At 71.8% G+C, this 25,174-nt stretch carries 25 protein-coding genes and 3 pseudogenes; 13 read left to right on the top strand and 15 right to left on the bottom strand.

The window, feature by feature from the left end; all coding sequences use genetic code 11:
• A pseudogene (locus BCD48_RS22910) lies at positions 1-180 on the top strand (ABC transporter ATP-binding protein); the annotation flags it as partial.
• Positions 177-1,499, top strand: coding sequence for an ABC transporter permease (locus tag BCD48_RS22915; RefSeq protein WP_083419060.1), 1,323 nt, complete (start codon positions 177-179; stop codon positions 1,497-1,499). The pseudogene BCD48_RS22910 and the gene BCD48_RS22915, both read left to right, overlap by 4 nt.
• A 249-nt stretch (positions 1,500-1,748) precedes the next feature.
• Here BCD48_RS22915 and BCD48_RS22920 read toward each other — a convergent pair whose 3' ends face one another.
• Positions 1,749-2,843 carry an Rv3169 family protein gene (locus BCD48_RS22920; RefSeq protein ID WP_071050451.1) on the bottom strand — a complete coding sequence of 365 codons (1,095 nt, stop codon included), beginning with the start codon at positions 2,841-2,843 and terminating at the stop codon, positions 1,749-1,751.
• Positions 2,844-2,897: 54 nt separating this feature from the next.
• Positions 2,898-4,097 carry a phosphotransferase family protein gene (locus tag BCD48_RS22925; protein ID WP_206745028.1) on the bottom strand — a complete coding sequence of 400 codons (1,200 nt, stop codon included), beginning with the start codon at positions 4,095-4,097 and terminating at the stop codon, positions 2,898-2,900.
• 235 nt (positions 4,098-4,332) lie between these two features.
• Here BCD48_RS22925 and BCD48_RS22930 point away from each other — a divergent pair.
• Together BCD48_RS22930 and BCD48_RS22935 are read left to right on the top strand one after the other, a co-directional pair.
• Positions 4,333-4,587, top strand: a pseudogene (locus BCD48_RS22930) (sigma factor); the annotation flags it as partial.
• 197 nt (positions 4,588-4,784) lie between these two features.
• Complete coding sequence (locus tag BCD48_RS22935; protein ID WP_241841930.1) at positions 4,785-5,885, top strand: NAD-dependent epimerase/dehydratase family protein; 1,101 nt, start codon at positions 4,785-4,787, stop codon at positions 5,883-5,885.
• 6 nt (positions 5,886-5,891) lie between these two features.
• Here BCD48_RS22935 and BCD48_RS22940 read toward each other — a convergent pair whose 3' ends face one another.
• Both BCD48_RS22940 and BCD48_RS51490 read right to left on the bottom strand, forming a co-directional pair.
• Entirely contained in the window at positions 5,892-6,296 is a 405-nt protein-coding gene (locus BCD48_RS22940; RefSeq protein WP_071050453.1) for a RidA family protein, read from the bottom strand.
• A 106-nt stretch (positions 6,297-6,402) separates the two neighbouring features.
• Positions 6,403-7,023: a hypothetical protein gene (locus tag BCD48_RS51490; RefSeq protein WP_071050454.1), complete on the bottom strand. Its 621-nt coding sequence runs from the start codon at positions 7,021-7,023 to the stop codon at positions 6,403-6,405.
• Between the two features lie 414 nt (positions 7,024-7,437).
• Here BCD48_RS51490 and BCD48_RS22950 point away from each other — a divergent pair, with 414 nt between their 5' ends.
• Together BCD48_RS22950 and BCD48_RS22955 are read left to right on the top strand one after the other, a co-directional pair.
• Complete coding sequence (locus BCD48_RS22950) at positions 7,438-7,815, top strand: DUF6204 family protein (RefSeq protein WP_071050455.1); 378 nt, start codon at positions 7,438-7,440, stop codon at positions 7,813-7,815.
• Positions 7,816-7,956: 141 nt separating this feature from the next.
• Positions 7,957-8,442 (top strand): annotated as a pseudogene (locus BCD48_RS22955) (GNAT family N-acetyltransferase); the annotation flags it as partial.
• Between the two features lie 252 nt (positions 8,443-8,694).
• Here the strand turns inward: BCD48_RS22955 and BCD48_RS22960 are convergent.
• Positions 8,695-9,144, bottom strand: a complete 450-nt coding sequence (locus tag BCD48_RS22960) for a carboxymuconolactone decarboxylase family protein (protein ID WP_071050456.1) — start codon at positions 9,142-9,144, stop codon at positions 8,695-8,697.
• 92 nt (positions 9,145-9,236) lie between these two features.
• Between BCD48_RS22960 and BCD48_RS22965 the strand changes: the two genes are divergently transcribed.
• Positions 9,237-10,382 carry a sigma-70 family RNA polymerase sigma factor gene (locus BCD48_RS22965; RefSeq protein ID WP_083419063.1) on the top strand — a complete coding sequence of 382 codons (1,146 nt, stop codon included), beginning with the start codon at positions 9,237-9,239 and terminating at the stop codon, positions 10,380-10,382.
• Between the two features lie 73 nt (positions 10,383-10,455).
• Here BCD48_RS22965 and BCD48_RS22970 read toward each other — a convergent pair whose 3' ends face one another.
• Positions 10,456-11,607 carry an amidohydrolase family protein gene (locus BCD48_RS22970; RefSeq protein WP_071050457.1) on the bottom strand — a complete coding sequence of 384 codons (1,152 nt, stop codon included), beginning with the start codon at positions 11,605-11,607 and terminating at the stop codon, positions 10,456-10,458.
• Between the two features lie 516 nt (positions 11,608-12,123).
• On the opposite strand from BCD48_RS22970, the gene BCD48_RS22975 reads away from it, so the two are divergent.
• Entirely contained in the window at positions 12,124-12,354 is a 231-nt protein-coding gene (locus tag BCD48_RS22975; RefSeq protein ID WP_071050458.1) for a hypothetical protein, read from the top strand.
• Positions 12,355-12,436: 82 nt separating this feature from the next.
• Here the strand turns inward: BCD48_RS22975 and BCD48_RS47110 are convergent, their stop codons facing one another.
• Entirely contained in the window at positions 12,437-12,940 is a 504-nt protein-coding gene (locus BCD48_RS47110; protein ID WP_071050459.1) for a transcriptional regulator, read from the bottom strand.
• Positions 12,941-13,193: 253 nt separating this feature from the next.
• Between BCD48_RS47110 and BCD48_RS22985 the strand changes: the two genes are divergently transcribed.
• Positions 13,194-13,433, top strand: coding sequence for a Tn3 family transposase (locus BCD48_RS22985; protein WP_071050460.1), 240 nt, complete (start codon positions 13,194-13,196; stop codon positions 13,431-13,433).
• Between the two features lie 70 nt (positions 13,434-13,503).
• Here the strand turns inward: BCD48_RS22985 and BCD48_RS22990 are convergent, their stop codons facing one another.
• Both BCD48_RS22990 and BCD48_RS22995 read right to left on the bottom strand, forming a co-directional pair.
• Positions 13,504-14,280: a class I SAM-dependent methyltransferase gene (locus tag BCD48_RS22990; protein ID WP_083419066.1), complete on the bottom strand. Its 777-nt coding sequence runs from the start codon at positions 14,278-14,280 to the stop codon at positions 13,504-13,506.
• 139 nt (positions 14,281-14,419) lie between these two features.
• Entirely contained in the window at positions 14,420-15,283 is an 864-nt protein-coding gene (locus tag BCD48_RS22995) for an alpha/beta fold hydrolase (RefSeq protein WP_071050462.1), read from the bottom strand.
• 300 nt (positions 15,284-15,583) lie between these two features.
• Here BCD48_RS22995 and BCD48_RS23000 point away from each other — a divergent pair, with 300 nt between their 5' ends.
• Complete coding sequence (locus BCD48_RS23000) at positions 15,584-16,414, top strand: LLM class flavin-dependent oxidoreductase (protein WP_071050463.1); 831 nt, start codon at positions 15,584-15,586, stop codon at positions 16,412-16,414.
• 484 nt (positions 16,415-16,898) lie between these two features.
• Here the strand turns inward: BCD48_RS23000 and BCD48_RS23005 are convergent, their stop codons facing one another.
• The 3 genes from BCD48_RS23005 to BCD48_RS23015 form a co-directional block, all read right to left on the bottom strand.
• On the bottom strand, positions 16,899-17,363 hold the full coding sequence (locus BCD48_RS23005; RefSeq protein WP_071050464.1) for an NUDIX hydrolase: 465 nt from the start codon (positions 17,361-17,363) through the stop codon (positions 16,899-16,901).
• Between the two features lie 103 nt (positions 17,364-17,466).
• A complete protein-coding gene (locus BCD48_RS23010) occupies positions 17,467-18,144 on the bottom strand; it encodes a uracil-DNA glycosylase (protein WP_071050465.1) in 678 nt (225 codons plus the stop codon).
• A gap of 127 nt (positions 18,145-18,271) precedes the next feature.
• A complete protein-coding gene (locus BCD48_RS23015; protein ID WP_241841932.1) occupies positions 18,272-18,937 on the bottom strand; it encodes a hypothetical protein in 666 nt (221 codons plus the stop codon).
• A gap of 201 nt (positions 18,938-19,138) precedes the next feature.
• Here BCD48_RS23015 and BCD48_RS23020 point away from each other — a divergent pair, with 201 nt between their 5' ends.
• Positions 19,139-19,951 (top strand): SHOCT domain-containing protein, encoded by an 813-nt coding sequence (locus BCD48_RS23020; RefSeq protein ID WP_071050467.1) that lies wholly within the window; start codon positions 19,139-19,141, stop codon positions 19,949-19,951.
• A 123-nt stretch (positions 19,952-20,074) separates the two neighbouring features.
• On the opposite strand, the gene rox is transcribed toward BCD48_RS23020, so the two are convergent.
• Both rox and BCD48_RS23035 read right to left on the bottom strand, forming a co-directional pair.
• Complete coding sequence (gene rox, locus BCD48_RS23025) at positions 20,075-21,502, bottom strand: rifampin monooxygenase (protein WP_071050468.1); 1,428 nt, start codon at positions 21,500-21,502, stop codon at positions 20,075-20,077.
• A gap of 948 nt (positions 21,503-22,450) precedes the next feature.
• A complete protein-coding gene (locus tag BCD48_RS23035) occupies positions 22,451-22,918 on the bottom strand; it encodes a MerR family transcriptional regulator (protein ID WP_071050470.1) in 468 nt (155 codons plus the stop codon).
• A gap of 24 nt (positions 22,919-22,942) precedes the next feature.
• On the opposite strand from BCD48_RS23035, the gene BCD48_RS23040 reads away from it, so the two are divergent.
• Complete coding sequence (locus BCD48_RS23040; protein ID WP_071050471.1) at positions 22,943-23,653, top strand: SDR family NAD(P)-dependent oxidoreductase; 711 nt, start codon at positions 22,943-22,945, stop codon at positions 23,651-23,653.
• 178 nt (positions 23,654-23,831) lie between these two features.
• Positions 23,832-24,593 carry a recombinase family protein gene (locus BCD48_RS56800; protein WP_083419067.1) on the top strand — a complete coding sequence of 254 codons (762 nt, stop codon included), beginning with the start codon at positions 23,832-23,834 and terminating at the stop codon, positions 24,591-24,593.
• An 81-nt stretch (positions 24,594-24,674) separates the two neighbouring features.
• Here BCD48_RS56800 and BCD48_RS23050 read toward each other — a convergent pair whose 3' ends face one another.
• Positions 24,675-25,157, bottom strand: coding sequence for a DUF6326 family protein (locus tag BCD48_RS23050; RefSeq protein WP_241841933.1), 483 nt, complete (start codon positions 25,155-25,157; stop codon positions 24,675-24,677).
• Between the last annotated feature and the right edge of the window lie 17 nt (positions 25,158-25,174).

A 25,174-nucleotide genomic window follows, 5' to 3' on the forward strand; every position in this document is an offset into this window, starting at 1 on the left:
GTCCACGAGTTCGCGCACCGCCGCCCGACGCTGACCGAGCTGTTCCGCGAGGTGGTCAGCTCGGACCCGGTGTCGGCCGGGCCGTCGGACGACGGCCAGGGCAAGGCCAGGCGCGGGCGTGGCCGGGGGAGACGTGTCGGGGTTGGCGCGTTGGTGCGGGTGAAGGGCGGCCAGCGGTGAGCGGCACCATCGACCTTGGTACCAGCGCCGCCGGCCACGAGCCGTCCGGGCCCGCCGACGCCTCCGGAGCTCCCAGCGGCGGCGCCGGCCGTCCTGGTCGGGGCGGCGAGGACGCGGGGGGCGCGGCGGCGGTGCGGTCGCGCCGCGTGCTGTGGCTCGTCGTGCGCCGCGAGGTGTCGACCCGGCTGCGTTCCAAGGCGTTCCGGATCATGACGCCGCTGCTGGTCGTCGTGCTCGCCGCGGGGATCAGCGTCACCGCCCTGTTCGGCGGCTCGTCGCCGAGCTCGGTCGGTTTCCTGCCCGAGGACGCCCGCTACGGAGCGGCGCTCACCGCTGTCGGTGACGCCGCGGGCGTCGACGTCCGCGCGGTCACCGTCGCCGACGCGGCCGAGGCGGAGCGCCAGGTCCGGGACGGGACGCTCGACGCCGCCGTCACGGCGAGCGGCCCGGACGGTTTTCGCGTCATCGTCCGGCACACCCTCGACGACCAGGGCCGGGGTCTGCTCACCGCCGTCGCCCGCCAGCAGGCCCTCGACGCGCAGGTCGTCGCGCTTGGCGGTGACCTCGGCCGGGTTGATGGCGCCGTCGCCGCGGCCGGCGTCGACGTGGTCGCGCTCGAGGCGCCCAAGGAGCGCGACAACGCGCGGATCGGGCTCGGGGCCGTCACCGGTGTCCTGATCTACCTGTCGCTGCTGATCTTCGGCCCGGTGGTCGCGCAGGGGGTCGTCGAGGAGAAGTCCAGCCGGGTCGTCGAGCTCCTGCTCGGCACGGTCCGGCCCTGGCAGCTGATGTCGGGCAAGGTCATCGGGATCGGCATCATCGGCCTGATCCAGATGGCCCTGTATGCCGCGGTCGGCGTGCCGCTGGCGGTCGCGACGGGGGTGCTGAGCCTGTCGCTGGTGACGGCGCTCGCCTCGGCGGGCTGGTCGCTGGTCTGGTATCTGCTCGGCTTCGCGCTCTATGCGCTGCTGTTCGCGGCCGCGGGCTCGCTGGTGTCCCGGCAGGAGGACGCCTCCGCGGTCACCATGCCCCTCATCATGATCATCATCATTCCGTATGTCATCGGGATCTCGGTGCTTCCCGGCGACCCGGGCAGCGGCCTGCTGCGGGTCCTGTCGCTGGTCCCGCTGTCCGCGCCGCTGATCATGCCGATGCTCATCGCCGCGGGCACGGCCGCCGCCTGGCAGATCGCGCTCGGCACCGCCCTGACCATCGCCACGATCATTGGGCTGGTGCCGCTGACGGGCCGGATCTACGCCGGGGCGGTCAAGCGCACCGGTACCCGCGTCCGCCTCACCGACGCGCTGCGCTCCGGCTGACCCGCGCCCGGCTCGGCCCCGTGGACGACGGGGTCCGGGCGGGCGTGGCCATGCCCGGTGCGCGAGCGCGGCCGGCCCAGGCCCGGATGGGCAGGCGGGCGGGCCGGGGGCCGGTCAGCCGCCGCGGGGGCGTACATCACGGCCAGCGCCACCGCCGCCGGGCCGCCTGGGAATCGTCCGCCCGCCGGCCCCCTCCGGCTGGCGGGCGGACGATTCCCGGCATGCCGGCTTTCTACGGCATCCCGGGCTTTAGAGGAAGCCGGTAAGGCCGGTGGGGCGGTGCGGGCCGATGGCGAGGAGCTCGAACAGGCCGTAGCCGACCTGGCCGTCGCGGGTGAAGCGGGCGAAGGTGTCGGTGATGCCGAGCAGGCGGCCCTGCTGGGCGGGGTCGGCGGTGTCGACGGTCTCCCCGTCGACCTTGAGCGCTCCCTGGTACATGCCGTGCTTCCAGCCGGGGTCGAAGCCGTAGCCGGTGCCGACGCCGAGGTGGGCGGTGACCAGCGTCTCGGCGGTGATCTCGGGGAGCTTGTCGTCGCGGCGGGTGAAGCGGATGGCCGCGGACTTCGGGACGCGGGTGCCGGGGTGGAACTCGATGGTGTAGTCGGGGCGGCCGAGCTGCTCCGCGGGTTTGCCGGTCCCGGCGGGCCAGACGAGCAGTGCCTCCTCCAGGGAGCGACCGCCGGCCTCGTCCTCCTGCAGGATCACGATGACGGAGTGGTCCTCGAACTGGATCGGCAGGTACAGCCAGAACAGGGTGTGGAAGTCGGCGGGCCGGCCGGCGGGCTCGGGCTCGCCGACGGGCCGGATCCCCCAGGAGCGGTCCCTCGTGCCCCACCAGCGGTCGGGGGTGACGTCGGTTGTCTGGCCGTCGGCGGTGAAGGTGCCCGACCAGCGGCCGGTCTGGGCGAGGCGGCAGGCGTCGATGATGACCCGGTCCGCGGCGCCGCGGATGATCTGGCGGGGTTCGAGGGTCGCGGGCATGGCGCCCTCGAACGTCAGGTCCGCGGACAGGCCGAGGTCGTTCGGTTCGAGGACGAACCGCAGCTTCTTGAGGCCTTCGACGACCTCGACGCGGAAGGGCCCGACCGACGTGTCGGAGCGGTCGGTGCCGAGTTCCCTGGAGGCGCGCACGACCCGGTGCTCGGTGCCGCGGCGCAGCAGGGCGAACGCGTCGGCGGTGCCGAGGTTCGGGTACTGGCCCAGGCCGAGGACCAGGAACGTGTCGCCGTCGTGGGAGCCGCAGTTGAAGTAGTAGCGGTCGTAGAAGTTGCGGTCGGAGGTGGCGACCTCGCGGACCGGCGCGGCGGTCTGGTGGACGGGGTAGTCATCGAGCGGCGACAGCACGGAGGCGCTCCTGGAGGTCTCGGGGGCGGGTGCGCGGTGCGTGGCCCGGGGCCGTCAGCCGGCCGCGGCCGGGGCGCCGGCGGGCGCGGTCCGGGGCTCGCCGCGGGGCGGCGGGGCGCCGGGGGCGGGCAGGCCCAGCAGCTTCGCGAGCATCCGGCTGACCGTGTTGTTGGTGATCATGTCGGTGGTGGGGTCCACCATCCCCAGTTCCACGAACATCGCCAGGATCCGCAGCATGATGACGGCGAAGCGGTAGGCGGCGAACACCTCGTAGTAGTCCAGGTTGCGTACCGGCCGGCCGAGGAGCCGCTCGTAGCGGGCGACCGTCTCCTCGCGGGACGGGAACCCTTCCAGGCGCGGCGCGTCGCAGCCCTCGCAGTGGTGGCGGTCGAGGAACAGGAACCAGGCGAAGTCGGTCTCCGGGGCGCCAAGCGTCGCCATCTCCCAGTCGAGCACCGCGGCGACCTGGAACGCGTCGTCGAACAGGATGTTGCCGATCCGGGAGTCGCCCCACAGCAGGACCGGCGGGCCGGGCTCGGCGGGCTGGTGCGCGCGCAGCCAGGCCCGGGCGCTGGCCAGCGGCTCCGGCGGGGTGTCGAACACCTTCGCCGCCGCCCAGTCGAGCATCTCCTCGTAGTACGCGAGCTGCTGGTCGATGCCGGTGCGGCCGCGCCGCGGGCTGTCAAGGAAACCGAGGCCCAGGGCGTCCGGGTCGAGCCGGTGCAGGCGGGCGAGGACGTCGACGCCGCCCCACCACATCGCGGCCCGGTCGGCGGGCGAGACGTCGTGCAGCCAGCCGCCGACGTGGTAAGGCGGGTTGTCGCCCGGTGCCCGGCCGTCTACCGCGCCCATCACGAAGAACGGCGCGCCCAGCAGCGACACGTCCCGCTCGAGGCCGAACAGCTCCGGCATCGGCAGGCCCGGGTCCTGGCCGGTGAGCGCGGTCATGACCTGGTACTGCTCCTCGAAGCGCGGTTCGAGGAACACCTGATAGACGGTCGGCGCGATCCGCAGCACCAGCCGCCGGGTGACACGGTCGGGCCCGTCGCCCCAGGTCGCGTCGAACAGGTGCGTCTCGTTGGAGAACCCGAGGCCTTCCGGGCTGGTCAGCGGCCCGACGTCCACGCCGCCGCCGTTGGCGCCCGGCAGCCGGGAAGCCAGCCAGCTGGCGAGCCGGGAGCGGGTTAACTCAGGGTCGCGTTCCTGTGCCTGCACGCCGGTCCCCTTCTCCAGGCCACTGCTTCTCGAAGCCACGACGGCCCACAGCCGCGGCCGTCGCCCCGCGGCCCGTGGCCACGCGCGGCCGCGGGCCGTGAGCCACGTCACCCAAAACTGAAACTCGTTCTAACCCGCTCCCGCCGGGCTGTCAATCTCCGCCCGTGGGCGCCAGGAACGCCACGGGGAGAAAACAGGGAGCAGGCGCTCATGGCGCGCCAGCCCCTGCCGCGTCTGGGATCGCGAGATACCCGACCTGGACGGGAGGCGAGGGGTGCGTGCGGATGACGAACCGGCGTTCGAGGAGTTCGTGGCCCGATCGGCCGAACGGCTGCTGCTGAGCGCGACCCTGCTGGTCACCGGCGACTGGGCCGCCTGCGAGGACCTGCTCCAGGGAGCGCTGGAACGGACCTACCGGCACTGGACGAAGATCGCCGAGGACAGGCGCGAGGCCTACGTGCGCCGCGCGCTCGTCAACGGCGCGACCAGCCGCTGGCGGCGTCAGCGGGCCCGGGTCACCGAGGCCCCGCGTCAGGCCGCCGCCGTACTGCCCGGCGCGCGAGTGTGACGGCTGCTCTTCTGGCGTTGCCTTCCGATCTGGCAGAAACCGATCACCCAGACAGCTGACACGCACGCACGTCCATCCGTCTGGTGCTCCCGGCCTTCCGGTAGGCCTGGCACAGCTCGCCGCGGCGCCCGTGGAAGATCGTCCTCATCGAATCGCCCGTGCCCGGGTTCTGCTTACAGCAGGCCGAGGTTCTCACCGGCCCGCCCGGCGGCGATAGTCGCGGTATGCGGCTGCTGGTGCTCGGTGGGACGGAGTTCGTCGGTACAGCGGTGGTCGACGCGGGGCTCGAACGGGGTTTCGACGTGACGGTGTTCCACCGGGGACAGCACCCGGCGCCGCCGGGGGTGGCCGCGCTGCGCGGGGACCGGACCGCGCCCGGCGGCCTGGCGGCGCTCGCCGAGGCCGACGGCGAGTGGGACGTAGTCGTCGACACCTGGTCGTGGGCACCGGCCGCGGTCCGCGACGCCGCCAGGCTGCTCGAGCCGCGCGCCGGCCGCTACGTCTACGTCTCCAGCCGTTCCGTCTACACGTTCCCCCGCCCGCCGGGGGCGACCGGTCTGGCCGAGGACGCCCCGGTCGTCGACGCGTCCCCCGACGACGCCGAGGACGGCGGCCTCGCCGCCTACAACCGGATGAAACGCGGCGGCGAGCTGGCCGCGCTCGCCGTGTTCGGCGACGGGCGCACACTGCTGCCCCGCCCCGGGTTGATCCTCGGGCCGGGGGAGAACATCGGCCGGCTGCCGTGGTGGCTGAACCGGGTCGTCCGCGGCGGCCGGGTCCTTGCCCCCGGCCCGGCCAACCTGCCGTTCGGGTACCTCGACGTCCGCGACCTCGCGGGCTGGCTGCTCGACGCGGCCGCGGCCGGCGACGCCGGCCCTTTCGACCTGCAGAGCCCGCCCGGGCACGCGACCACGGCCTCGGTGCTGTCGGCCTGCGTGACGACGACCGGCTCCGACGCCGAGCTGGTCTGGACCGACCCGGAGCCGATCCTCGCCGCCGGGGTGCGGCCGTGGACCGAGCTGCCGGGCTGGTTCCCGCCCGGCGAGTACCACGCCGCGTTCCACCTCGCCGACGTCTCCCGGGCACTCGCCGCCGGACTGCGCGCGCGCCCGGTCCTCGACACCGTGGCCGACACCTGGATTTGGCTCCAGAAGATCGGCGGCCAGGCCCCGCACCGCCCCGACCGCCCTCCGGTCGGCCTGGACCCGGCTGTCGAGGCCGCGATCCTCGACGTGTCCGGGGCTCGCGGCCCGCGCTGACCCGGTTCAGGAGGCGACGACGGCGAACGCCTCGATCTCCAGCAGGAGCTCGGGGCGAAACAGGGCCGCGACCTGGACGGCCGTGCTCGCCGGCGGCCGGGCCGTGTCGACGACCGCGTCGCGGGCGGCGCGGACGGCCGGCAGGTGGGCGACGTCGACGACGAAGAACGTCAGCTTGACCACGTCGGCGAACGTCGCGCCCGCGGCCGCGAGACAACGGCCCAGGTTCGCGAACACCTGAACCGCCTGCGCCGCGGGATCACCGACGCCGACGACGGCGCCGTTCTCGTCGAGCGCGACCTGCCCGGAGACGGCGACCAGCCGGCCCGTGCCGGCGACCACGTGGGTGTAGCCGACGCCGGGGGCGACCCCGGCCGGGGCGGCGATGTGGGTCAGGTGTGAGCAGTCCATGCCAGCAGTGTCCCCCGGCGCCCCACACCGACCGGCCGTGGACACCCGCGGCCGGCCCCAGAGCACCGGTGACCCGCGGCCACGGCCCACGGCTTCTCCGGAACTGTCAGATCTTGCCGAGAGCGGTGCGGGCGAGGGCGACGAGCGGGTCCTTGGCGGTGGAGGGGTCCTTGGCGTCGATGGAGATCGACAGGCTCGCGACCTGGGTGCCGCGCAGGTCGACCACGTAGATGGAGGCGAACGTCACGCCGCCGAGACTCGGCGAGGTGCCGTAGCGGGCCGCGGCGCCGAGGCCGGGGATGTCCTCGGCCTTGTCCTTGCCGTAGACGGAGTCGGCGACGGTGTCGTCGAGCTCCTGCTGGGCGGACTTGCCCGTGTCGGCGGCGCGGATAACCAGCGTCACCGCGCCGACCGGCAGGAAACCGTCGGTGACCGTGCAGGCGGCGGAGACATTCCGCAGGCTGAGGCCGGACCGGCCGCTGATCCGCTCGAGCGACGCGGCGTCAACGAGGTCGCAGGTGGACTTGGGGACGGTGAACGAGCCGGGCTTCGGCCCGCCGGGGCTGGCCGTGGTGCTCGGCGACGTGCCCGCGGAGGGCGTGGCCGTCGTGGTCGAGGCCGCACCCCCGGTCGTCGACGCCGGGGTCGCCGGCTCGTTGCTCTCGCTGACCGCGGAGCAGGCCGTCAGTGCGGCCGCGAGGAACAGTCCAAGTGCCGCTGGTGCCACCGCTCGTATCCGCACAGCCGCACCCTAGTGGCCGCGAACCGGACCGGCCGGACCCGAGTCGCCCTGGCGACACCTGGCCCGCCGTCCCACCCCGCGGCGGTGGGTGAGCCGTGATCTGGCGGAGTTTTCCACGCCCCGGCGCGGGCGAATCCCACCCGTGATCAGCGTAGATCTGGGCTGGCCACGTGGGCGAGGGAAATCCGCTGGTGACGGGTCGGGCCGAAGCCGCGGGTGATCTGGTGGAGTTGTCGGGCCCGGGCTCCGAACATCCCACCGGATGCCGTCCAGGACGGTCGGCGTGGGCACGAAAGACACTGTGCCGGCCACGGGGGACACTGCCGGCGTGGAACCCGCCTACCTGACGCACCTCGCCGACTGGAGGGCATCACCCCTAGCGGTGACTACCATCAGGCGATGAGCGGACGTACGTTCCGGGTGACCGTCAGGGGCATGTTCGACAGCCTGTCCGAGGCGCAGCGCGCCGAGCTGCTCGCCAAGGCCGCCGACCACGACCTGTTCCTGGCGGCGTTCACCCCGGAGGGCAACCTCACCTACGACCTCGACGCCCGGCCGTTCTTCGCCTTCCGTTACCTCGACGCCCGCCCCGCGGGCGAAGCCGACGACGACCCGGCCGGCACGCTGACCGCGGCCGTGACCCGCGCCGAGGCCGCGGCGAGCGCGTGGCTCGACGAGCGCGGCTACGGCTACCGGAACCTGCGCAGCTCGGCCGAGGACCTCGCCCAGATGCCGCTCGGCAGCCGCGCCCGCCGCGAGTCCCGCCGCTCCGGCTGACCTGGCGCGCGTGCCCCGGGCCGCCGGAGTGACCGGGGCCCGCCCCACGCGGCACGCGGGCATCCCGACCCGGCGTCCTCGTTGGGCTGACGTCTCCGGGCTGGCCGGCCCGGCGCGGCTCCGGGGGACCGGCGCGGCCGGCGCCGTGGGCGGCGCGCGAGGATCGGGGGCGTGGACAGCCCACGCATCCGGACCGCCGTGGCCGAGGACCTGCCCGCCCTGCTGGACCTGTACCGGCAGCTCGCCGGCGACCGGCCCGAGTCCCAGCCCGCCGGACCTGCCGCCGCCGGGCCGATCCTGGCGCGGATCCTCGCCGACCCGGCCCGTCAGCTGCTGGTCGCCGACGCCGACGGCCGCGTCGTCGGCACCGCCGAGGTGCTCGTCATCGCCAACCTGACACACGGCGGCCAGCCCTGGGCGATCGTCGAGAACGTCGTCGTCGCGGCGGACGCGCGCCGGCTCGGCGTCGGCCGGGCGCTGATGGCCCACATCGTCGAACAGGCCCGCGAAGCGGGCTGCTACAAGATCCAGCTACTGTCCCGCGCCGAACGCGCCGACGCCCACCTCTTCTACGAGTCCCTCGGCTTCGCCCGCTCCGCCGTCGGCTTCCGCCGCTACCTGTCCTGACATGTGGATCCGCGGGTCGCCGTCGACGAGGGCGCACCCGGCGTGATGCCGCGACGGTTCCGCGGGCGGCGCCACCCGCGCTGCTGTGGCCTCCAAGTGGCCTTAAGGGTTGGCCCGACGACATCGTCACACCGTGATCTTGGTCAGCGGTTCTGTATCCGGATCCGAACTGGCGAGGGCTCGCGGTTCGGATCCGGATACAGTCCTGGCGATCTTCCCGCCTAGGGCGGGCGAACGCCGCCGGCGACGGTGCTAGGCGCCGGCGACGTGGTGGGTGGCGACGTTGAGCCGGTTCCACACGTTGATCTGCCCGATGGCGAGCAGCAGCGCGGCGAGCTGGGCCTCGTCGTAGTGCCGGGCTGCCTCGTCGAACACGTCGTCGGACACCGGGTCGCCGCGGTCGGCGATGCGGGTGACGGCCTCGGTGAGCGCCAGCGCGGCCCGCTCGGCGTCGGTGAAGAACGCCGCGTCCCGCCAGCCAGCCACCGTGTCGATCCGCTCGTCCGGCTCCCCGGCCTTGCGCAGCGCGGCCGCGTGCATCTGCAGGCACCACGCGCAGCCGTTGATCTGGCTCGCGCGCAGGTTGACCAACTCGATCGTCTGTTCCGGCAGCCCGGTGTCCTTCACCGCCTCGCTGAGCGCGGCCAGCGCCTTCATCGCGGCCGGGACGACATACACCGGGTGCTTCATGCGTGCTTCCACGAGAACCTCCTGCGGTTCGCGCCAGGCGCGGTCACATCCGCCTGGCGCCGACGGTCAGTGCTATGACCCGACGCGACGGAGGAACGTGACAGATGCGCGAACGTGACAGCCATCACGGCGAGGCTCTCGGCTCTGGCGAGGACGATGCCGACCTCGGTGATGCCCCTGCGGGCGGCGACCAGCGCGAGGAGGGCCAGTCCGACGGCGTGCAGCGGGACGATGACCCGCGCGGCACTGGCCGCGTCGACGAGGCCGGTGGCGGTCCCGGCGCGGTCGGAGAGGAGACGGCCGCGGGGGACTGGCTGGCCGGGCGGTTCGAGGAGAACCGGCCCTACCTGCGGTCCGTCGCCTACCGGATGCTCGGCTCGTTCGCCGAGGCCGACGACGCCGTCCAGGAGACCTGGCTGCGCCTCGCCCGGTCCGACGCCGACGGTATCGACAACCTGCGCGGCTGGCTGACGACGGTCGTCGGCCGGGTGTGCCTGAACGCGCTGCGCTCCCGGGCGACCCGGCGCGAGGAGCCGCTGGAGGCCCGGCTGCCCGACCCGGTGGTCACCCGGCCCGACGACGCGGCCGGGCCCGAACAGGAGGCCGTGCTGGCCGAGTCGGTGGGGCTGGCGCTGCTGGTCGTGCTGGACACGCTGAGCCCGCCGGAGCGGCTGGCGTTCGTGCTGCATGACCTGTTCGGGGTGTCGTTCGACGAGATCGCCCCGATGGTCGGCCGGTCCGCGGACGCGGCCCGCCAGCTCGCCAGCCGGGCCCGCCGCCGGGTCCGCGGCACCGCCACGACCGCGCAGGCTCCCGGCGCCGACGACACGGGTGACCCCGTGGACGCGGCGGGCGGTGTGCCACCGGCGGACCGGGTACGCCAGCGGGCCGTCGTCGACGCGTTCTTCGCCGCCGCCCGCGGCGGCGACTTCGAGGGACTGCTCGCCGTGCTCGACCCCGACGCCGTGCTGCGCACCGACCTCGGGGCCCAGGCGACGCCCGCGCTCGCCGCCGCCGGCGTGCGGCGCGGCGCACGCGAGGTCGCGGGAAGCGCCCTGATGTTCGCCAACCCGGCCGCCGCCCTGCGCCCGGTGCTGGTCAACGGCCTCGCCGGAGTCGTCGCCACCGTCGGTGGCCGGCCGCAGGCCGTCATGGCGTTCACCGTCGTCCGCGGCCGCATCACCGAGATCGACGCCTGGTCCGGCCCGGACCGCCTGCGCCACCTGGACCTCGCCGCGCTCGACGGCTGAACGGGCGGCCAGGCCACGAGTCACCCGCCGACCGGCGTCGGCGGGTGACCTGGCGCTCCGTGGGAGGAGGGTGTCAGCCCCCCATGCGGCGGGCCAGCGCGGGCAGGAGCCGCAGCGCGTTCTCGCGGTTGATGCGTCGGCGGGTGGCCGGGTCGAGGAACGGGTCGGTGTCGACCGCCCGCGCGTTCAGCCTGGCTCCGTCGGCGGTCGCGGCCGGCCAGTCCGAGCCGTAGAGGATCCGGTCGCTGCCGGCGGCGGCGAGCAGCGACGGGGTGGCGTGTGGTGAGGTGGGCATGGCGGTGTCGTAGTAGAACCGTTTGAGGGCTCGCACGGCGGTGGCCTCGTCGACGCCGGCACCCAGGTAGGTGCCGAGCTGCAGCCGGCCGGCCATGTAAGGGAAGAAGCCGCCCCCGTGGGGGAGGATCCACTGTATGTCGGGGAAGCGGGTGAGGGTACCCGCGAGCACCATCTTGACCGCGGCGCGGGTGGTGTCGGCCAGGAAGTCCACGAGGAACTCGGCCACGGGTGTCCCCCCGCATCCGGCCAGGTTGAACGGGTGGGTGAACACCACGGCCTTGCGCCGGTTCAGTTCGGCGAGGACCGGGTCGAAGCTCGGATCCCCGAGGTAGAGGCCCGCGGCGTGCATGTTCACCGAGACACCGTCAGCCTTCAGCGTGTCCAGCGCATATGCGGCGGCTTCGAGGGCGACGTCGACCTGGGTCAACGGTAGGTAGGCGAAGAAGCCGAAGCGTTTCGGCTGGCCGCGGACGACCTCGGCCAACCCGTCGTTCCCGATCCGGGTCATCTCCCGGATCAGGTCCGCCGTCAGGCCGGCCAGGAACTCCGCCGGGACCGGACCGGACAGCACCGCGGCGGCGACCCCGGTCTGGTCCATGATCTCCAGGGTGCTCGCCAGGTCCCACTGGGCCCAGGGCGGCCCGCCACTGGGAGGAAGAAGCCCATGGTCGATCAGCCACTGGCGGGAGGCGGGCGGATTGGCGTGCTGGTGCACGTCGATGCGGCCGGCGGAACCGAGGGTGCTGGTGCTGGCGGTATCGGGGCTGGGGGTGTCGGCGGCGGCGCTGGTGGCCTGGAAGGCCAACGGTGTCAGCGCGGCCGCCCCCAGGGCGGCGGCGCCCAGAACAGCTGTTCGCCGGTTTGGATTCGGCGAAGCATCCAGGTGATCGGGTACCCGGCCTTCGCCGGCTTCGTTCGCGTGGCGCACAAAAACTCCTCTGCTGACAGACCAGGGAATTTCGCGTCGTGCGTGACCGCGTTCGGTGTGATGTTCGGCTGACGGCAGAGCGGCCCGGCACGCCGGGGGATGCGGCGTGTCAGTTGCATAATCAATCAATGGTGCGGAGGGGTGTGATGGGGCGCTGTCACCAGCAAAGGACACGGCCGAGAGCCCGTAGCCGAGCAGTCACCTGATCGCTGGCGACAGGTTACTGCTCATCAGCATTGAGTGTCACCATTTCCATCAATTTGCCTCGGAGAGCTCGGCCGTTATCGGTAGAACCCGGAGGAAAGGGGCCCAACGGTGTCCGACAGGCGGCGGATGACCAGCGCGGCCGGCCGTCCCTCCGCCCAAGCCGGCCGACGCCACCGAGGGAGGCCGGCCCGCGGCCGCGCGGGCGTTACGGCAGCCAGGCGCCAGGGTCGAGCGTTCGATTCTGCCAGTGCTGCTGGTACGCGTCTCGTTCGCCGCCGACGGGGCGGACGTGCTGGCGGCCGCGGCGGGATGCAGTTCATCCTGATCATCTGGCTGATCTCCGGGCCATTCCACCACGGCCCGGTCGTGGTGTTCGCCGTCGCCGCGCTGCGCGGCGGCCGCCCGGTGGCCGTCCCGGCCGGGGTGGCCGGGACTCAGGAGCCGGGCCAGCAGGCGACCTGCGTCGGGCCGGACGGCACACCCGCCGCGCGGGACGCCTCGCCGGCGCCCGGCACCAGCACGCCCCGGCCACACGCCTGACGGCACGGCGGGCGGACCCACGGACCAGCCCGGCCGGGCGCGCGATGCTTCCCCGCTGCGTCGCGCACCCGGCCGACCCGGATCAGCGCACGGAGACCCTCGCGCCCTGCCGGCCCAGCTGCGCGCTCGCCGTCGCCCGCGGCTTCGCGCCCCGGCGGAACGTGACCGTCACGGTGTTGCCCGCGTCCGTGGAGCCCTTCGCGCCCACGACCACCCGCACGGTGCCCAGCTGTGCCGGCCGGTTCGCGTTCGCCGCGGTCAGCGCCGAGATGTCGAGTGTCGTCCCGGCTGGCACCGTCACCGTCAGATGGGTCACCGTGCCCGTCCTCAGCGCGTAGACGCCGACGACCGTGCCGGTCGTGACGTTGCGGACCAGCACCGCCCGTGCCCCCGCCGGCAGCGACGCCGACTCGATGGCGATGTCCACCCGCACCTGCTGATGGGCCGGGTTCGCCGACGCCACCGCCGCCGGCCGCGTCGCCGGGGACGCGGTGGCCGCGCTGGCGGGCAGCGCCGCCACCCCGACGACCGCCGCCCCGGCCAGCGTCACGGAAATGGAACGGCGAACATTCCTGGAAACGCGCACAGGACTTCTCCTCAGCATGCGAAACGAACGATTCACGTCCGGATTCCCGGACCACTTCCGCCGACCGGGCGGGGATGTTATTTCGATGTACTTTCCCAGCTCAGCGGCACAGTCGACACGTTAGTTCGGCTCCCTGTGCCGGGGCCGTGGGAATCCTGTGGGCACGTTAGAGGACACTGTTAAGGATCTGTGCCGCGCGATTTTTCGTACCGTCGCGCGTGGCCGCCCGCACATTACAGAGGTGTAAGATCCGGTGAATGGCAGCGCCTCGTGGCGGGGACCGCGCCATCATGGACGAGTGCTGGAGCTCGCCCTGGACTCGCTACGCGCCCAGGGCCACCCCGTCGACCCCGCCGACGTCGCCCGACTGTCCGCCTTCACCCGCAGCCACCTCAACGTGCTCGGGAAGTACTCGTTCGCGCTGCCCGACCTGCCCGCCGGCGGGATGCGGGAACTCCGCGACCCCGACGCCCCTGGCGAGGAGCACGGCTGACGGTCGGACGGGCCGCCGGTTCACCCCAGGCTTCCCCCTTGGTGGGAGCCGTCGCCGAGGGCCCGACGGATCAGCGGCGCCGGGCGAACCAGACCTCCTCGGCGGGCCAACGCTGGACCCACTCGGGTGGGAACTCCGGAAAGTCGTTGTTGGTGGCATCCGGCGGCACCTGAACCTCGATCAGGTCCTCGACGACGAGGTCGCACGCGGCCATGAGTCGGATCGATTCTCCGTGCGGCAGTGCGAACTGCCGGTACTCCCGGCCCGAGCCGCCGCGGCGTGCCAGCTGGTGTAGTCCGAACAGGCTGTGTACCAGGCGATCGGTGGCCGGTCCGGTCTCCGGCATGCACAGCCGGGCCAAGGGAGAGTGGGTCAAGAACACCAGCCGGCCGCCAGGGCGCAGCAGCCGGGCCGCCTCCGGGATCCAGCGGTAGGGATCGCACCAGACCGCCGCGCCGTACTCGTTGATCACCAGGTCGGCGCAGGCGTCGGTCAGCGGCACCCGCTCGGCGTCCCCGTGGATCAGCGGAAAGCGCAGCTCGAACTCGTTCTGCATGCCGCGGGCGGTGGCAAGCTGCCGGGCCGAGACATCGACACCGACCGGGTGTGCGCCGCGACCGGCAAGCCAGGCCGACACGTAGGCGCTGCCGCAGCCCAGCTCGATCGCCGAGGCACCAGCCACGTCCGCCGGCAGGACCGGCAGCCGGGATTGGGGGACGCACCACATGCCCCAGAACGGTTCGTCCGCGGCCCAGCGACGATGCGCGTACCGGTCGAACCAGGCCGACAGGTGCTCGTCCCACTGCCGCCGGTTGACCGGTGCGTGACCGCCCGCCTCATCCGCCATACCGATGATCGTAGGACACCTTTGAATACCGGTTGATCTTCGGTGAGGCCGCCGGCGCGACGCCCTGACGGTGTTCGTTGGGGGATCCCATTGCGTCCTGTTGGGATCTCCTGTGTCACGCCCCCCAGGGGTGCCCCGTTCAGGTTCCCCGTGGAGTGTCAGAGGTGTGGCGCAGCAGGGCGTCCACGACGTCCGGCCACGTCACGCGCGGCACGCCCTGGCCGATGCCGGGCAGTGTGAGCAGAGTGGCGCCCGGGATCTCCGCGGCCAGCGCCACCCCGTTGCCGTGCGGAAAGAACGGATCCTCGTCCCCGTGCACCACCAGGGTCGGTACGGTGATCTCGCCGAGCCGTTCGCGCCACCGCGGCTGGCAGTCGATGGCCGCGAACATGCTGCCGAGATGGCTCGCACGCTGCGCCTTCGCCGTCCGGTCCGCTCGGTCGAAGACCGATCCGGCAGCCGCCCGTACGTCCTGCTCGTCGAATCCCCGCGACCCGGACTTCACCCGCACAGAACCGGTCATGTAGTCGACCACGCTGTCGCGATCGGTCCAGTCCGGCGCCGGACGCCCGAACAGCTGCCTGCTCATCTCCGCCGCGTGGTCCGGCAAGTCGGGATCGACCGGACCGGGCGCGACCGGACGGGTGGAGACCAGCGTCAGCGACGCGACCTGGTCGGGATGGTCGAGCGCGAGCAGCTGCGCGATGAAACCGCCAACGCCCACCCCGACCACGTGCGTACGTCCCAGATCCAGCGCCACCAACAGCTCGGACGCGTCGGTGACCAGGTCGCGCAGGTCGTAGGTGGGCGCGTCCGGGTCGACGAACGTCGACTGGCCAGCGTCGCGCAGGTCATAGCGCACCACATACCGCCCGGCCAGCGCCGCGCACAGCTCGTCCGGCCAGCTCAGCATGGTGACGCCGACCAGCAGCACCGGTGGGTCCGCCAGGTCCCCGAAGGCCTCCACGCACAACTCGACACCGCTGACCTTGATCCGCTTCACGAGGGTCCTTCCGGGGTTGGCGATGGTTGGTTCTCAGAGACGGACGATCTGGCGGGGCAAAACTCATCGGACCCTGTCCGCAACCGAACGTATCCAGACGGGCAGCCCGATTGTGTGCCGCCAGGCGGTGACAGCAGGCTGAGCGCCCGCGAAAGCCGGTTGGTGACTCGGCCGGCCGATGAGTTTCGGGTGGTGCGCAGGTCTACCGAGCAGACTGTGTTTGTCGAATCTGCCCGGGCCCGTTCGATGTGATGTAGAAACCCCGACACAGGGCTCGGGCGACAGCGAAAGGACAGGACGATGGCCGACAATCAGGCGTCCGGCGGAACGAGACCGTTTCGATTCGGGGTAGTCGCCCCCCTCAGAACTGATCTACCGGCGTGGCGAGACCAGGTGCGCCGTATCGCCGACAGCGGCTTTTCGACACTTCTGATGCCCGACGTTCAGCAGTGGCAGCCGGCGCCTGGACCCACGTTGGCTGTCGCGGCGACTCTCGCCGACCTGCGGGTGGGTACGTGGGTGTATGCCTCTCCGCTGCGCATGCCCTGGAGTATGGCGTGGGAGGCGCACTCACTGTCGGTGCTCACCGAGGGTCGCTTCGAGATGGGCATCGGCACCGGGAGACCCGGGATCGAGGACGAACTGCGCGAGTTGGGCCTTCCGGTGGTGACACCAGGCGAGCGGTTGTTGCAGGTGCGTGACACTGTCACGTCGCTCAGAGAACTCGATGGCCCGGACCTCCATACGCCCGTGGTGATGGCCGTACGTGGCCCTAAGGCCCAGGCGCTGGCGGCCAACCTGGCGGATACGGTCACGTTCGCCGCGTGGCCGGGTGACTCTCGGGCCGAGATGATGCGGCTGGCGGCCGACTTCCGCGCAATCCGAGACGTCGAACTCGCGCTCCACGTGCCGGTGGTCGGCGACGCCGTTGCCCCATTCATGACACCCCCCGACACGGACCCGGCCGCGCTACGCGCGGCGGACTCGCTCGCGATACTCCCGAGCGACCCGGCGGCGGCCACCGAGGAGATCTTGAGGCGGCGGGAGGACAGCGGCTTCTCCTACTTCGTTGTCGGCGCCAACGCCGCTGATGCGCTCGCTCCTGTCGTCGCCGAGCTGACCGGACATTGACCCGTCGTTGAATTCCGTCGTGACAAACCCGTTGACGAGTCCGACGGCGCGCTGCGCAACTCCGCGCGTTGGCCGTACGCCTCGTTTTCGATGACAACCCCGAGGTTGCCGCCGCCACCGTCCACCAGCTCGCCGGCTACCGATGGGTGCAACCGATCTTCTCTCGTGACGGCTTAGCTGGCGGTGGCCGCACCGCCAGAGATGAAGATTGTGCTCCTCGAATCCGACACCGCATGGCGATGCCCGAGGCGGCGATCAGCACACCCCCACGCCGTATACAGCACGGCGCGCACTCGCACTCGCACCGGCCCGGGATCCGATGCGATTCGCGCTACTTGGTACAGACGAACGGCCAGCCCCGTTAAGCCACCCGCACGCCGGCCACTACCGGGACTCTTCGTTCCGTTGTTCCTCGGGGGCCTTCACCGCGTCGGACTGATCCTCGCCCCACTGCGCGATCCAGTCAGGCGCTGCCGGTCCGGGCTCAGCTATCTGCCCGATGCCGGAGAAACCGCTCCACGATCTCCCGGTCGAGGTCGTGGGCGAGCAGCGACATGGCCGCGTCAGGCGGCAGCCAGCGCAGCTGGTCGACCTCCTCGTTCGGGGCGAACGTGCCGCCGGTGGCACGCAGCGCCCAGTAGCGCACGACCTTGGTCGCCGGGATCCCGTGCCGGTGTACCGGGTAGGTCACGTCACCGAGGGGCGCGCCGACCTCCACCGCCAGCCCGGTCTCCTCGGCGACCTCGCGGACGGCCGCGGCCAGCCACGTCTCGCCGTCGTCGAGCTTGCCCTTGGGCAGCGACCAGTCGTCATACCTCGGCCGGTGCACCAGCACGATCTCGATCCCGCCGCCCGCGGCGGGCCGCCACACCACTCCGCCCGCCGCCCGTACCTCGACGCCGTCGGCGGCGGTCCGCTCGGCCTCGGCGGCCTTTCCCGCCTCGTCCATCACGCCCCCTTTACCCGGGCATCCACCCGCACACCCGCGGACTGCTCATGCTGGCCGGCCGCCCGGGGATGGCTTGCCCGTCCGCCCGGCCCACACGCCCGGCTTACGGGAGGTGCCAGTCGACGGGCTGGGCGCCCTGGCTGAGCAGGAGGTCGTTGGCGCGGCTGAACGGCCGGGAACCGAAGAAACCGCGGTCCGCGGAGCGGGGCGACGGGTGGGCGGACTCGATCGTCGGGGTGCCGTCCAGGAAGGGCCGCAGGCTGCGCGCGTCGGCGCCCCACAGGATCGCGACCAGGGGCTTGCCACGGGCGGCCAGGGCGCGGATCGCCTGCTCGGTGACCTCCTCCCAGCCCTTTCCCCGGTGCGAGCCCGGCCGGCGCGGCGCCGTCGTCAACGCCCTGTTCAGCAGCAGCACGCCCTGCTGGGTCCACGGCGTGAGGTCACCGTTCGCCGGCGTCGGCACGCCCAGGTCCGAGCACAGCTCCTGGAAGATGTTCTCCAGGCTGCCCGGAAGCCGGCGCACCTCGGGCGCGACCGCGAAGCTGAATCCGATGGCCATCCCCGGGGTCGGGTAGGGATCCTGCCCGACTATCAGCACCCGGACCTCGTCGAAGGGCTGCTTGAAGGCCCGCAGAACGTTCTCGCCGGCCGGGAGGTAGCTCCGCCCCGCCGCGATCTCCGCGCGCAGGAAGTCACCCATGGCCGCGATCCGGTCAGTCACCGGCTCCAGGGCCTGTGCCCAGCCCGGTTCGACGAGTTCCCGCAGCGGTTGTGCCGACATGGCTGATCACCCTACCGACGCCGCCCACCGCCCGTGGCGGTGGGCGGGCGTGGCATCCCCCGGGCCCCTCGGAAGGGAGGTCACGCCACGCCGGAGGGTCCGGCCAATCCCCGCCCGCGGGCGGGGATCAGGGACCGGTCTCGGGGTTGACCGTGACCGTCGGGCTGGCGCCGGGCGGCTCGAGCCGGGTGAGCGCGGTACGGGCAAGGTCGACGATGCCCGGCCGCGCCGTCGCCGGCGCGTCGGAGGCGACGGTGACCGACAGGTCTCCGACGCTGCCGCCACCCAGTTCGATCGTCCAGACGGTGGCATAGGTGAGGCCGCCGACGCTGAGGGCGGTGCCGTACTTCGCCGCGTCGCCCAGGTCGGAAACCGCCTCGGTCGTGCTGGACTTGTACAGGCTGCCGGCGACCGAGGCGTCGAGCTCCTCGGCGGCGGTCCTGTTCTCGTCGGCGGAACGGACGTCGACGGTCAGCAGCCCGACCGGGACCGCTCCGTCGGTGAAGGCGCAGGTCAGCACGGTCTGGCCGGAACCGGCCGGCGACCCGCCCACCGACGTCAGCGTCACCGACGCCCGGTTCGTGACCTGTTCGACGGCGGCCGCCTCGACCAGGTCACACCCTGACGCCGGCAGGGCGAACGGCCCTTCCCGCGTCGTGGTCGTCGTGGTCGGTTTGCCGGGCGTGGCCGTCCCGGACGGACCGCCGGTCCCCGCGCTGTCGGACGTGCTGTTGAGGGCGTCGCAGCCCGTCACCGCGATCGCGGCACACAGCGAGACGGCCGCCGCCGTCACCGTTCGGCTCCACATGGCGGGCCCCTTCGTCTGGGTCGCTCTGACCGGTGTGCGCCCTTGCGCCACCTGTCACCCAGCTGCCCGGTTCGGCCCTTCTATAACGCATCCGCCGGACTCGACGTCTGAGCAAAGGCCCATATCGATGCCGGCCGCTGAGAGAATGGGTCGCTGAGAGAACCTCACAGCACGAGGAGATCCCGCATGCGCAAGTTGACCGGCCAGGGCGAGCAGGCCGTCGTGGATCTCGCCCGTCGGTACGGCGTGAGCACCGACGCGGCGCGCACGCTGTTGGAAGCGGTACTGCAGGGCAACGGCACCAGGGCGCAGTTCTCCCATCCCGAACTCGGCGGCAGCGGGCAGTGGATGGCCAGCGGCATGACGATGATCGGCGACATGTTCAACAACGGCCTGAAGGCCACGGTCAGCGGTCTCGCCTCGGAGCTGTCGAACCTGCTCGCCTCGATGCCGGTATACATGCCCGCGCCCCCGCCCCCGCCTCCGCCTGCCGCCGGCGGGCAGCCCGGCGTGGTCCACCCGGCGAACCTGAGCACCTGGTGGCCCGGTGACCTGGGGCAGCCCAGCTCTGTCGGCGGCCAGAACGACTCCCGGTACGCCGTCTTCCCGACCGCGCGACGGCTGGCTGTGCAGAGCGGCGGCGGCCCGGTCCGGATTCACGACACCCTCGACCACCTCGTCAGCGGCGTGCAGCAGCAACAGGGCGCCACGCCCGGGACGTTGTCCTTCTCCAGTCAGCACGGCACCTTCACCGTCGACAGCCTGCCGCTGGCGAGCACGGCACCCCCGGCGTCCGCGGCACCGCGGCAGTACCTGGCCCCCGTGCCCGGCCCGGTCGTTGGCACGCCCGAGCCCGACCCGGCGGCGGCCGCCACGGGAGGCACAGACCCAGAGGTAATCCTGGCGACGATCGACCGGCTGAGCGACCTGCACCAACGCGGTGTGCTCTCGGACGACGAGTTCTCCGCCAAGAAGGCCGAGCTACTGGCCCGCCTCTAGCTCGCTCCCGACGGGGCCCTGGTCGGGCGCACGGCCGAGCGGACCTGCCGGAGACCGGCCACCGCTGAGGCGGATCGGGCACCCCGAGGAAGGTCCCGCCCTCGCGAGGGCGCGACCGCGTGCTCAGCTGGCGGCAGCGCCGAACCACGTGGACAGGTGGGTGAGCAGATCCTGCTGGTCTTCACCGACCCACGCCACGTGACCGTCCGGCCGCAGCAGCGCCGCGGGAACGTCCAGCTCCTCGCTGACGTCGACGACGTGGTCGACCTGGTCCGCCCAGCCTGCCACCGAGAGCCGGCCGGTCTGGTCGAGCAGCAGTCCGCGGCCGCCGTGCATCAGCGCGTAGAGGCGCCCCCGCTTCAGCCCGATGTCCCGCATCCGCCGGCCGAGCAGCTCGTGCCCCTCGCCGAAGTCGTAGCGGACCCCGATCGCGGTGATCTTCTCGGTCAGGTACCGGCTCACGTCCTCGAAGGCCATCAGTTCCGTCAGAAGCCGGCGTACTGCCTGGGAACCCGGCTCGGGGGAAAGCAGCTCGGCCTGCGCGCGGGTGCTGTTCAGCACGTCGGCGGCCACCGGACGCCGTTCGGTCTGGTAGCTGTCCAGCAGCCCCTCCGGCGCCCAGCCGCCCACTTCGGCGGCCAGTTTCCAGCCGAGGTTGAACGCGTCCTGGATGCCGAGGTTGAGCCCCTGCCCGCCCATCGGCGGGTGGACATGCGCCGCGTCGCCGGCCAGCAGTACGCGGCCGGCCCGATAGCGCTCGGCCAGCCGGGTGGCGTCGCCGAAGCGGGTGACCCAACGTGGTGAGTGCACGCCGAAGTCGGTGCCGGCGAGCGCCCGCAGCCGCTGCTTGAACTCCTCGAAGGTCGGCGGGACCATGCGATCCTCGGCCACGTCCTCGGTGCGCACGACGAAGCGGTACATCCCGTCCTCGTGGGGCACGGGGCCGAACTGAACATACTTCTCGCGGACTTCGGCCACCACGGCGTTCAGTGTCTCCAGCGGCGCGGCCACCTCCAGCTCGCTCAGCAGCCACTCGACCCTGGCGGGCTCGCCGGGAAAACCGACCCCGAGCAGCTTGCGCACCGTGCTGCGACCGCCGTCGCAGCCAACGAGGTAGCGTGAGCGCAGCTGTGTGCCGTCGGCCAGTTCGGCGGTCACCCCCTGGTCGTCCTGGCTCAGCCCGACCAGTTCGCGACCGCGCCGGATCTCGGTACCGAGCTCGGTGGCGTGCTCGGTCAGCAGACGCTCGGTGATGTTCTGCGGGATGCCGAGGGTGTACGAATGCACGGTGTCCAGCCGGTCCGGCGCAGGCTTGGCGATGCCGGCGAAGAAACCACCGACCGGGTACTGCCTGCCGAGAGCGAGGAACCGGTCCAGCAGACCGCGCTGGTCCATCACCTCGATGCTGCGCACGTGCAGACCCAGCCCGCGGGCCTGCACGCTCGGCCGCGTGTCTCTCTCCAACACCAGGACGTGCACACCGTGCAGGCGCAGCTCACTGGCCAGCATCATGCCGGTCGGCCCGCCACCGGCAACGATCACGTCAATCATGAAAACCGCCCCATTCAACAAGGTGCATTTGGCCAGCCGCCGCGCGCAGTCCGGCGGTGCGCACACCCGCCTCCGCGCCGAGTCCCCGCGACCGCGGCGTGAGTCCCACCGGTGGTTCGCCGTCCCGCGGGACCCATACACCGCCAAAAGCCGCGCGTATTTCGCGAATCCCTGACTCCCACGGGTTCTGGCTTCGGTCGAGATTCTGCGGCACGACCCGGGTCTTGCGGCAAGACCCCCGATGTGCTATATATTGAAAGTGGCAAGGAGTGGGCAACCTCCTTGCCTTTGTCTTTTCCCGCCCCGCTGTGGACGGGCAAGCTCCTCTCGAAGCGGTGACGCGGCGCGTACGGCGATGGCGCTCTACCCGCTGAATACACCTGGGCCTCATCCCCCCTCGGCGGTGTCTGCGGCGGCCGGGTCGCACAAGGGGGCACAGACCGCCGCCAGCCGGGTGGAGTCGCGGGAGCTGTAGGGCTCGGGCCCCGGCTCCCGGCGGCGGCCGCGCTCAGAGGCCGTGCAGGCCGGCGAGGCGGATGGTGACGGGGAACGGCTCCGCGACGATCAGGAAGCCGCAGGGACGGGGGACCAGCAGCGCGCCGTCGAGGAGCTCGTAGCGGTTGGCGTCGCCGGGCAGGGCTGTGAGGTCCTCGACGGTGAATCCGGCCGGGCCGGGGGCCGCACCGGCGGCCGGAAGCCCAAGATGACCGCCGAGCTGATCGACAAGGCCCAGCGGATGTGCGACTCCCGCCAGTTCACCATGGCCGAGATCGCCGCGGGGCTTGAGCAGCGGTCAGTGGCGTTGGCGTGCCCGTTCCAGCGCGTAGTCGTTGGCGACCCGGTAGATGTGGAACCGGGCCTCGCGCAGGGGCTCGAGAACGTGGTCGATTGCACGCACCTGACGAATGGACCGATGCGATCGACGGTGCTGTTTCGTGAGCTGATCGCTCAGCGGGCGTCCACTTGGCGGTTGGGCGCCCATAGCTGGTCGGCGTCGCCGGCGTCGAGCCGGCCTCGGTAGACGTCGATCTTGTGGTCGATGAGCCTGAGGTTCTCCTGCAACTGGGCGAGCGCGGCGGTCACCTCGGCGCGGTGGGCCTCCAGGAGGGCAAGTCGTTCCTGCTCGTTGCCGCGCCCGGCGGATACGAGCTGGGCGTAGCGCCGGATTGTCTTGATGGGCATGCCGGTGGCCCGCAGCCTGGTGCAGACGGTGATCCAGTCCAGGTCTAGCTGCTGGTAGCGCCGCCGGCCACCGGCGGTGCGGTCGACAGGAGTGACGACCAGGCCGGCGCGTTCGTAGTAGCGCAGAGTGTGCACGCTGACCCCGGTGCGGCGGGCCGCCTCAGCGATGCTCAAGCCCGCCTGGGGGTCGGACCGAGCGGGCCCGGGTACCGGCCGCAGCTTGACTTCGAGCACGCTCTAGATCCTAGCGTCGTAGCCATGACAGCAACACTGATCACTGGAGCAAACAAAGGTCTCGGCTTCGAGACCGCCCGCCAGCTCCTTGCCGCGGGCCACACCGTCTACATCGCAAGCAGGGACGCCGAACGCGGCCGCCGGGCTGCCGAGCAGCTAGGCGCACGGGCAGTCCGGCTCGACGTCACCGACGACGCGTCCGTGAAGGCCGCGGCGACGGCCATCGAGGCCGACGGAGGGCTGGACGTGCTGGTCAACAACGCCGGCATCCAAGAAGAGATGGGTGACAACGTCGTGATCGGCGCCGCGGACGTGACCGCCGACCTGATGCGACAGACATTCGAGACGAACGTCTTCGGCACCGTGCGCGTCCTCCACGCGTTTCTCCCGCTGCTGCAGCGTTCCACCGCCCCGGTCGTGGTCAACGTCAGCAGCGGTCTGGCCTCGCTCACCCGGGTCACCACCCCGGGCACCCCGGCCTACGCCTACCCGGGCGTCGCCTACCCGGCGTCGAAGACTGCGGTCAACATGATCACCGTGCAGTACGCGAAGGCGTTCCCGAACATGCGGATCAACGCGGTGGAGCCTGGCTTCACCAAGACCGACCTGAACGGGAACACCGGCCTCCAGACCGTCGAGCAGGGCGCCGAGATCATCGTGCGCATGGCGCAGGTGAGCCCCCCAGATGGCCCCACCGGAGGCTACTTCGACGCCGACAACACCCTCCCCTGGTAATCCGAACCGGGCGCCATCAGGTACGCCGACGTGTGTCCAGTACGGGTACACCCCAACACCACACGATCAACTGACGTGAGAAGCGTCAGGTTAGAGTCCATCGCGTCGTTTCCTGGCGTGTGTCCACTCGGTTCCTAGAGTCCACCCTGACATTTCGGGTGCGGAAGGGGCCGGGCGAATGCGGGTCGGCTACGTCAGGGTCAGCACTGCCGACCAGAACACCGTGCGGCAACTCGACGGGGTCGAGGTCGAGCGGATGTTCACCGACAAAGCGTCTGGGAAGGACACCGACCGGCCGAAGTTCGACGAGATGCTCGCGTTCGTCCGCGACGGCGACACCGTGCTCGTGCACTCGATGGACCGCCTCGCCCGCAACCTCGACGACCTGCGCCGCACCGTGCGAGCCCTGACCGGCAAGGGTGTGCGGGTGGAGTTCGTCAAAGAGAACCTGATCTTCACGGGCGAGGACTCGCCGATGGCGACCCTGCTGCTGTCAGTCATGGGCGCGTTCGCCGAGTTCGAGCGCGCCCTGATCCTCGAGCGCCAACGCGAGGGCATCGCCGCCGCCAGGCAGCGCGGCGTCTACACCGGCCGCAAACCCGCCCTCACCCCCGACCAGGCCCCCCACCGGCCCGGCCCGCACCGGCGCGCGACGACCGACCCGCGCGACCTGTGCCCCGACACCGGCCGGGCCCGCCTCGGCTACGACCGGGCCCGGATCCTGCTCGGCCAGTACGGCGACGGCCTACGCCTCCACCAGCTCCGACACAGCGCGGCCACCCACCTCGGCGACGCCAACACCTCCGCCAACGTGATCATGGCGAAGACCGGGCACAGGTCGCTGCGCTCCGTCCAGCGCTACGTCAAACCCGGCCTCGCGGCCGTGCACCAGGCCACCGAGGCGCTGTCCAGCCCCTACGCGACGTCCCAGTGGTGGTAGTTGGTGTCCCACCGCCACGAGAGGCCCACACCGCGGCACCGAGGCAGATGGCTCCGAACAGGACGGGGACCGTTCTTGGGTTCACGCTTGCTGCTGGGCGCGAACGGTTTCACGGTCCGGGCTGGTCGCCGACGGTGCGGTGCGGGGCCAGGTCCAGGCGTACCGCACGATGAGGGCGAGTAGGATCAGTTCCAGTACGATGCCAAGGCCGTAGAAGTACAGCCAGGACTCGCCCACCGCGTTGAATGCCGTGACGGGAACGTAGAGCGAGGCCACGATGAGGTTCGTGATGCGGGTCGCCCGGGCGGGCAGCGTCATCGACAGCACGACCATGAGGATCGGGATGGCCATTAGGGTCAGCGCCGTGGTCGAAAAGGTCTGGGAGAGGTCGAACTCGAAGACCTTGCCGTCGAGGATGTCTTCGATGACGCCGGGCGTGAAGAAGTTGAGAATGTCCACGTAGGCGCACAGGAACATGAAGCTGGTCCACGCCGCGGCGAGCTTGGCTCTCACCGGGATCGGCTGGTCCTCCAGTGTGGTGGTGGGTTGACGCGTTCTCATCATGGGCTCCGTCGTTGGTG

Origin of the sequence: Pseudofrankia coriaricola, assembly GCF_001854805.1 — a bacterium.
Taxonomy (GTDB): domain Bacteria; phylum Actinomycetota; class Actinomycetes; order Frankiales; family Frankiaceae; genus Pseudofrankia.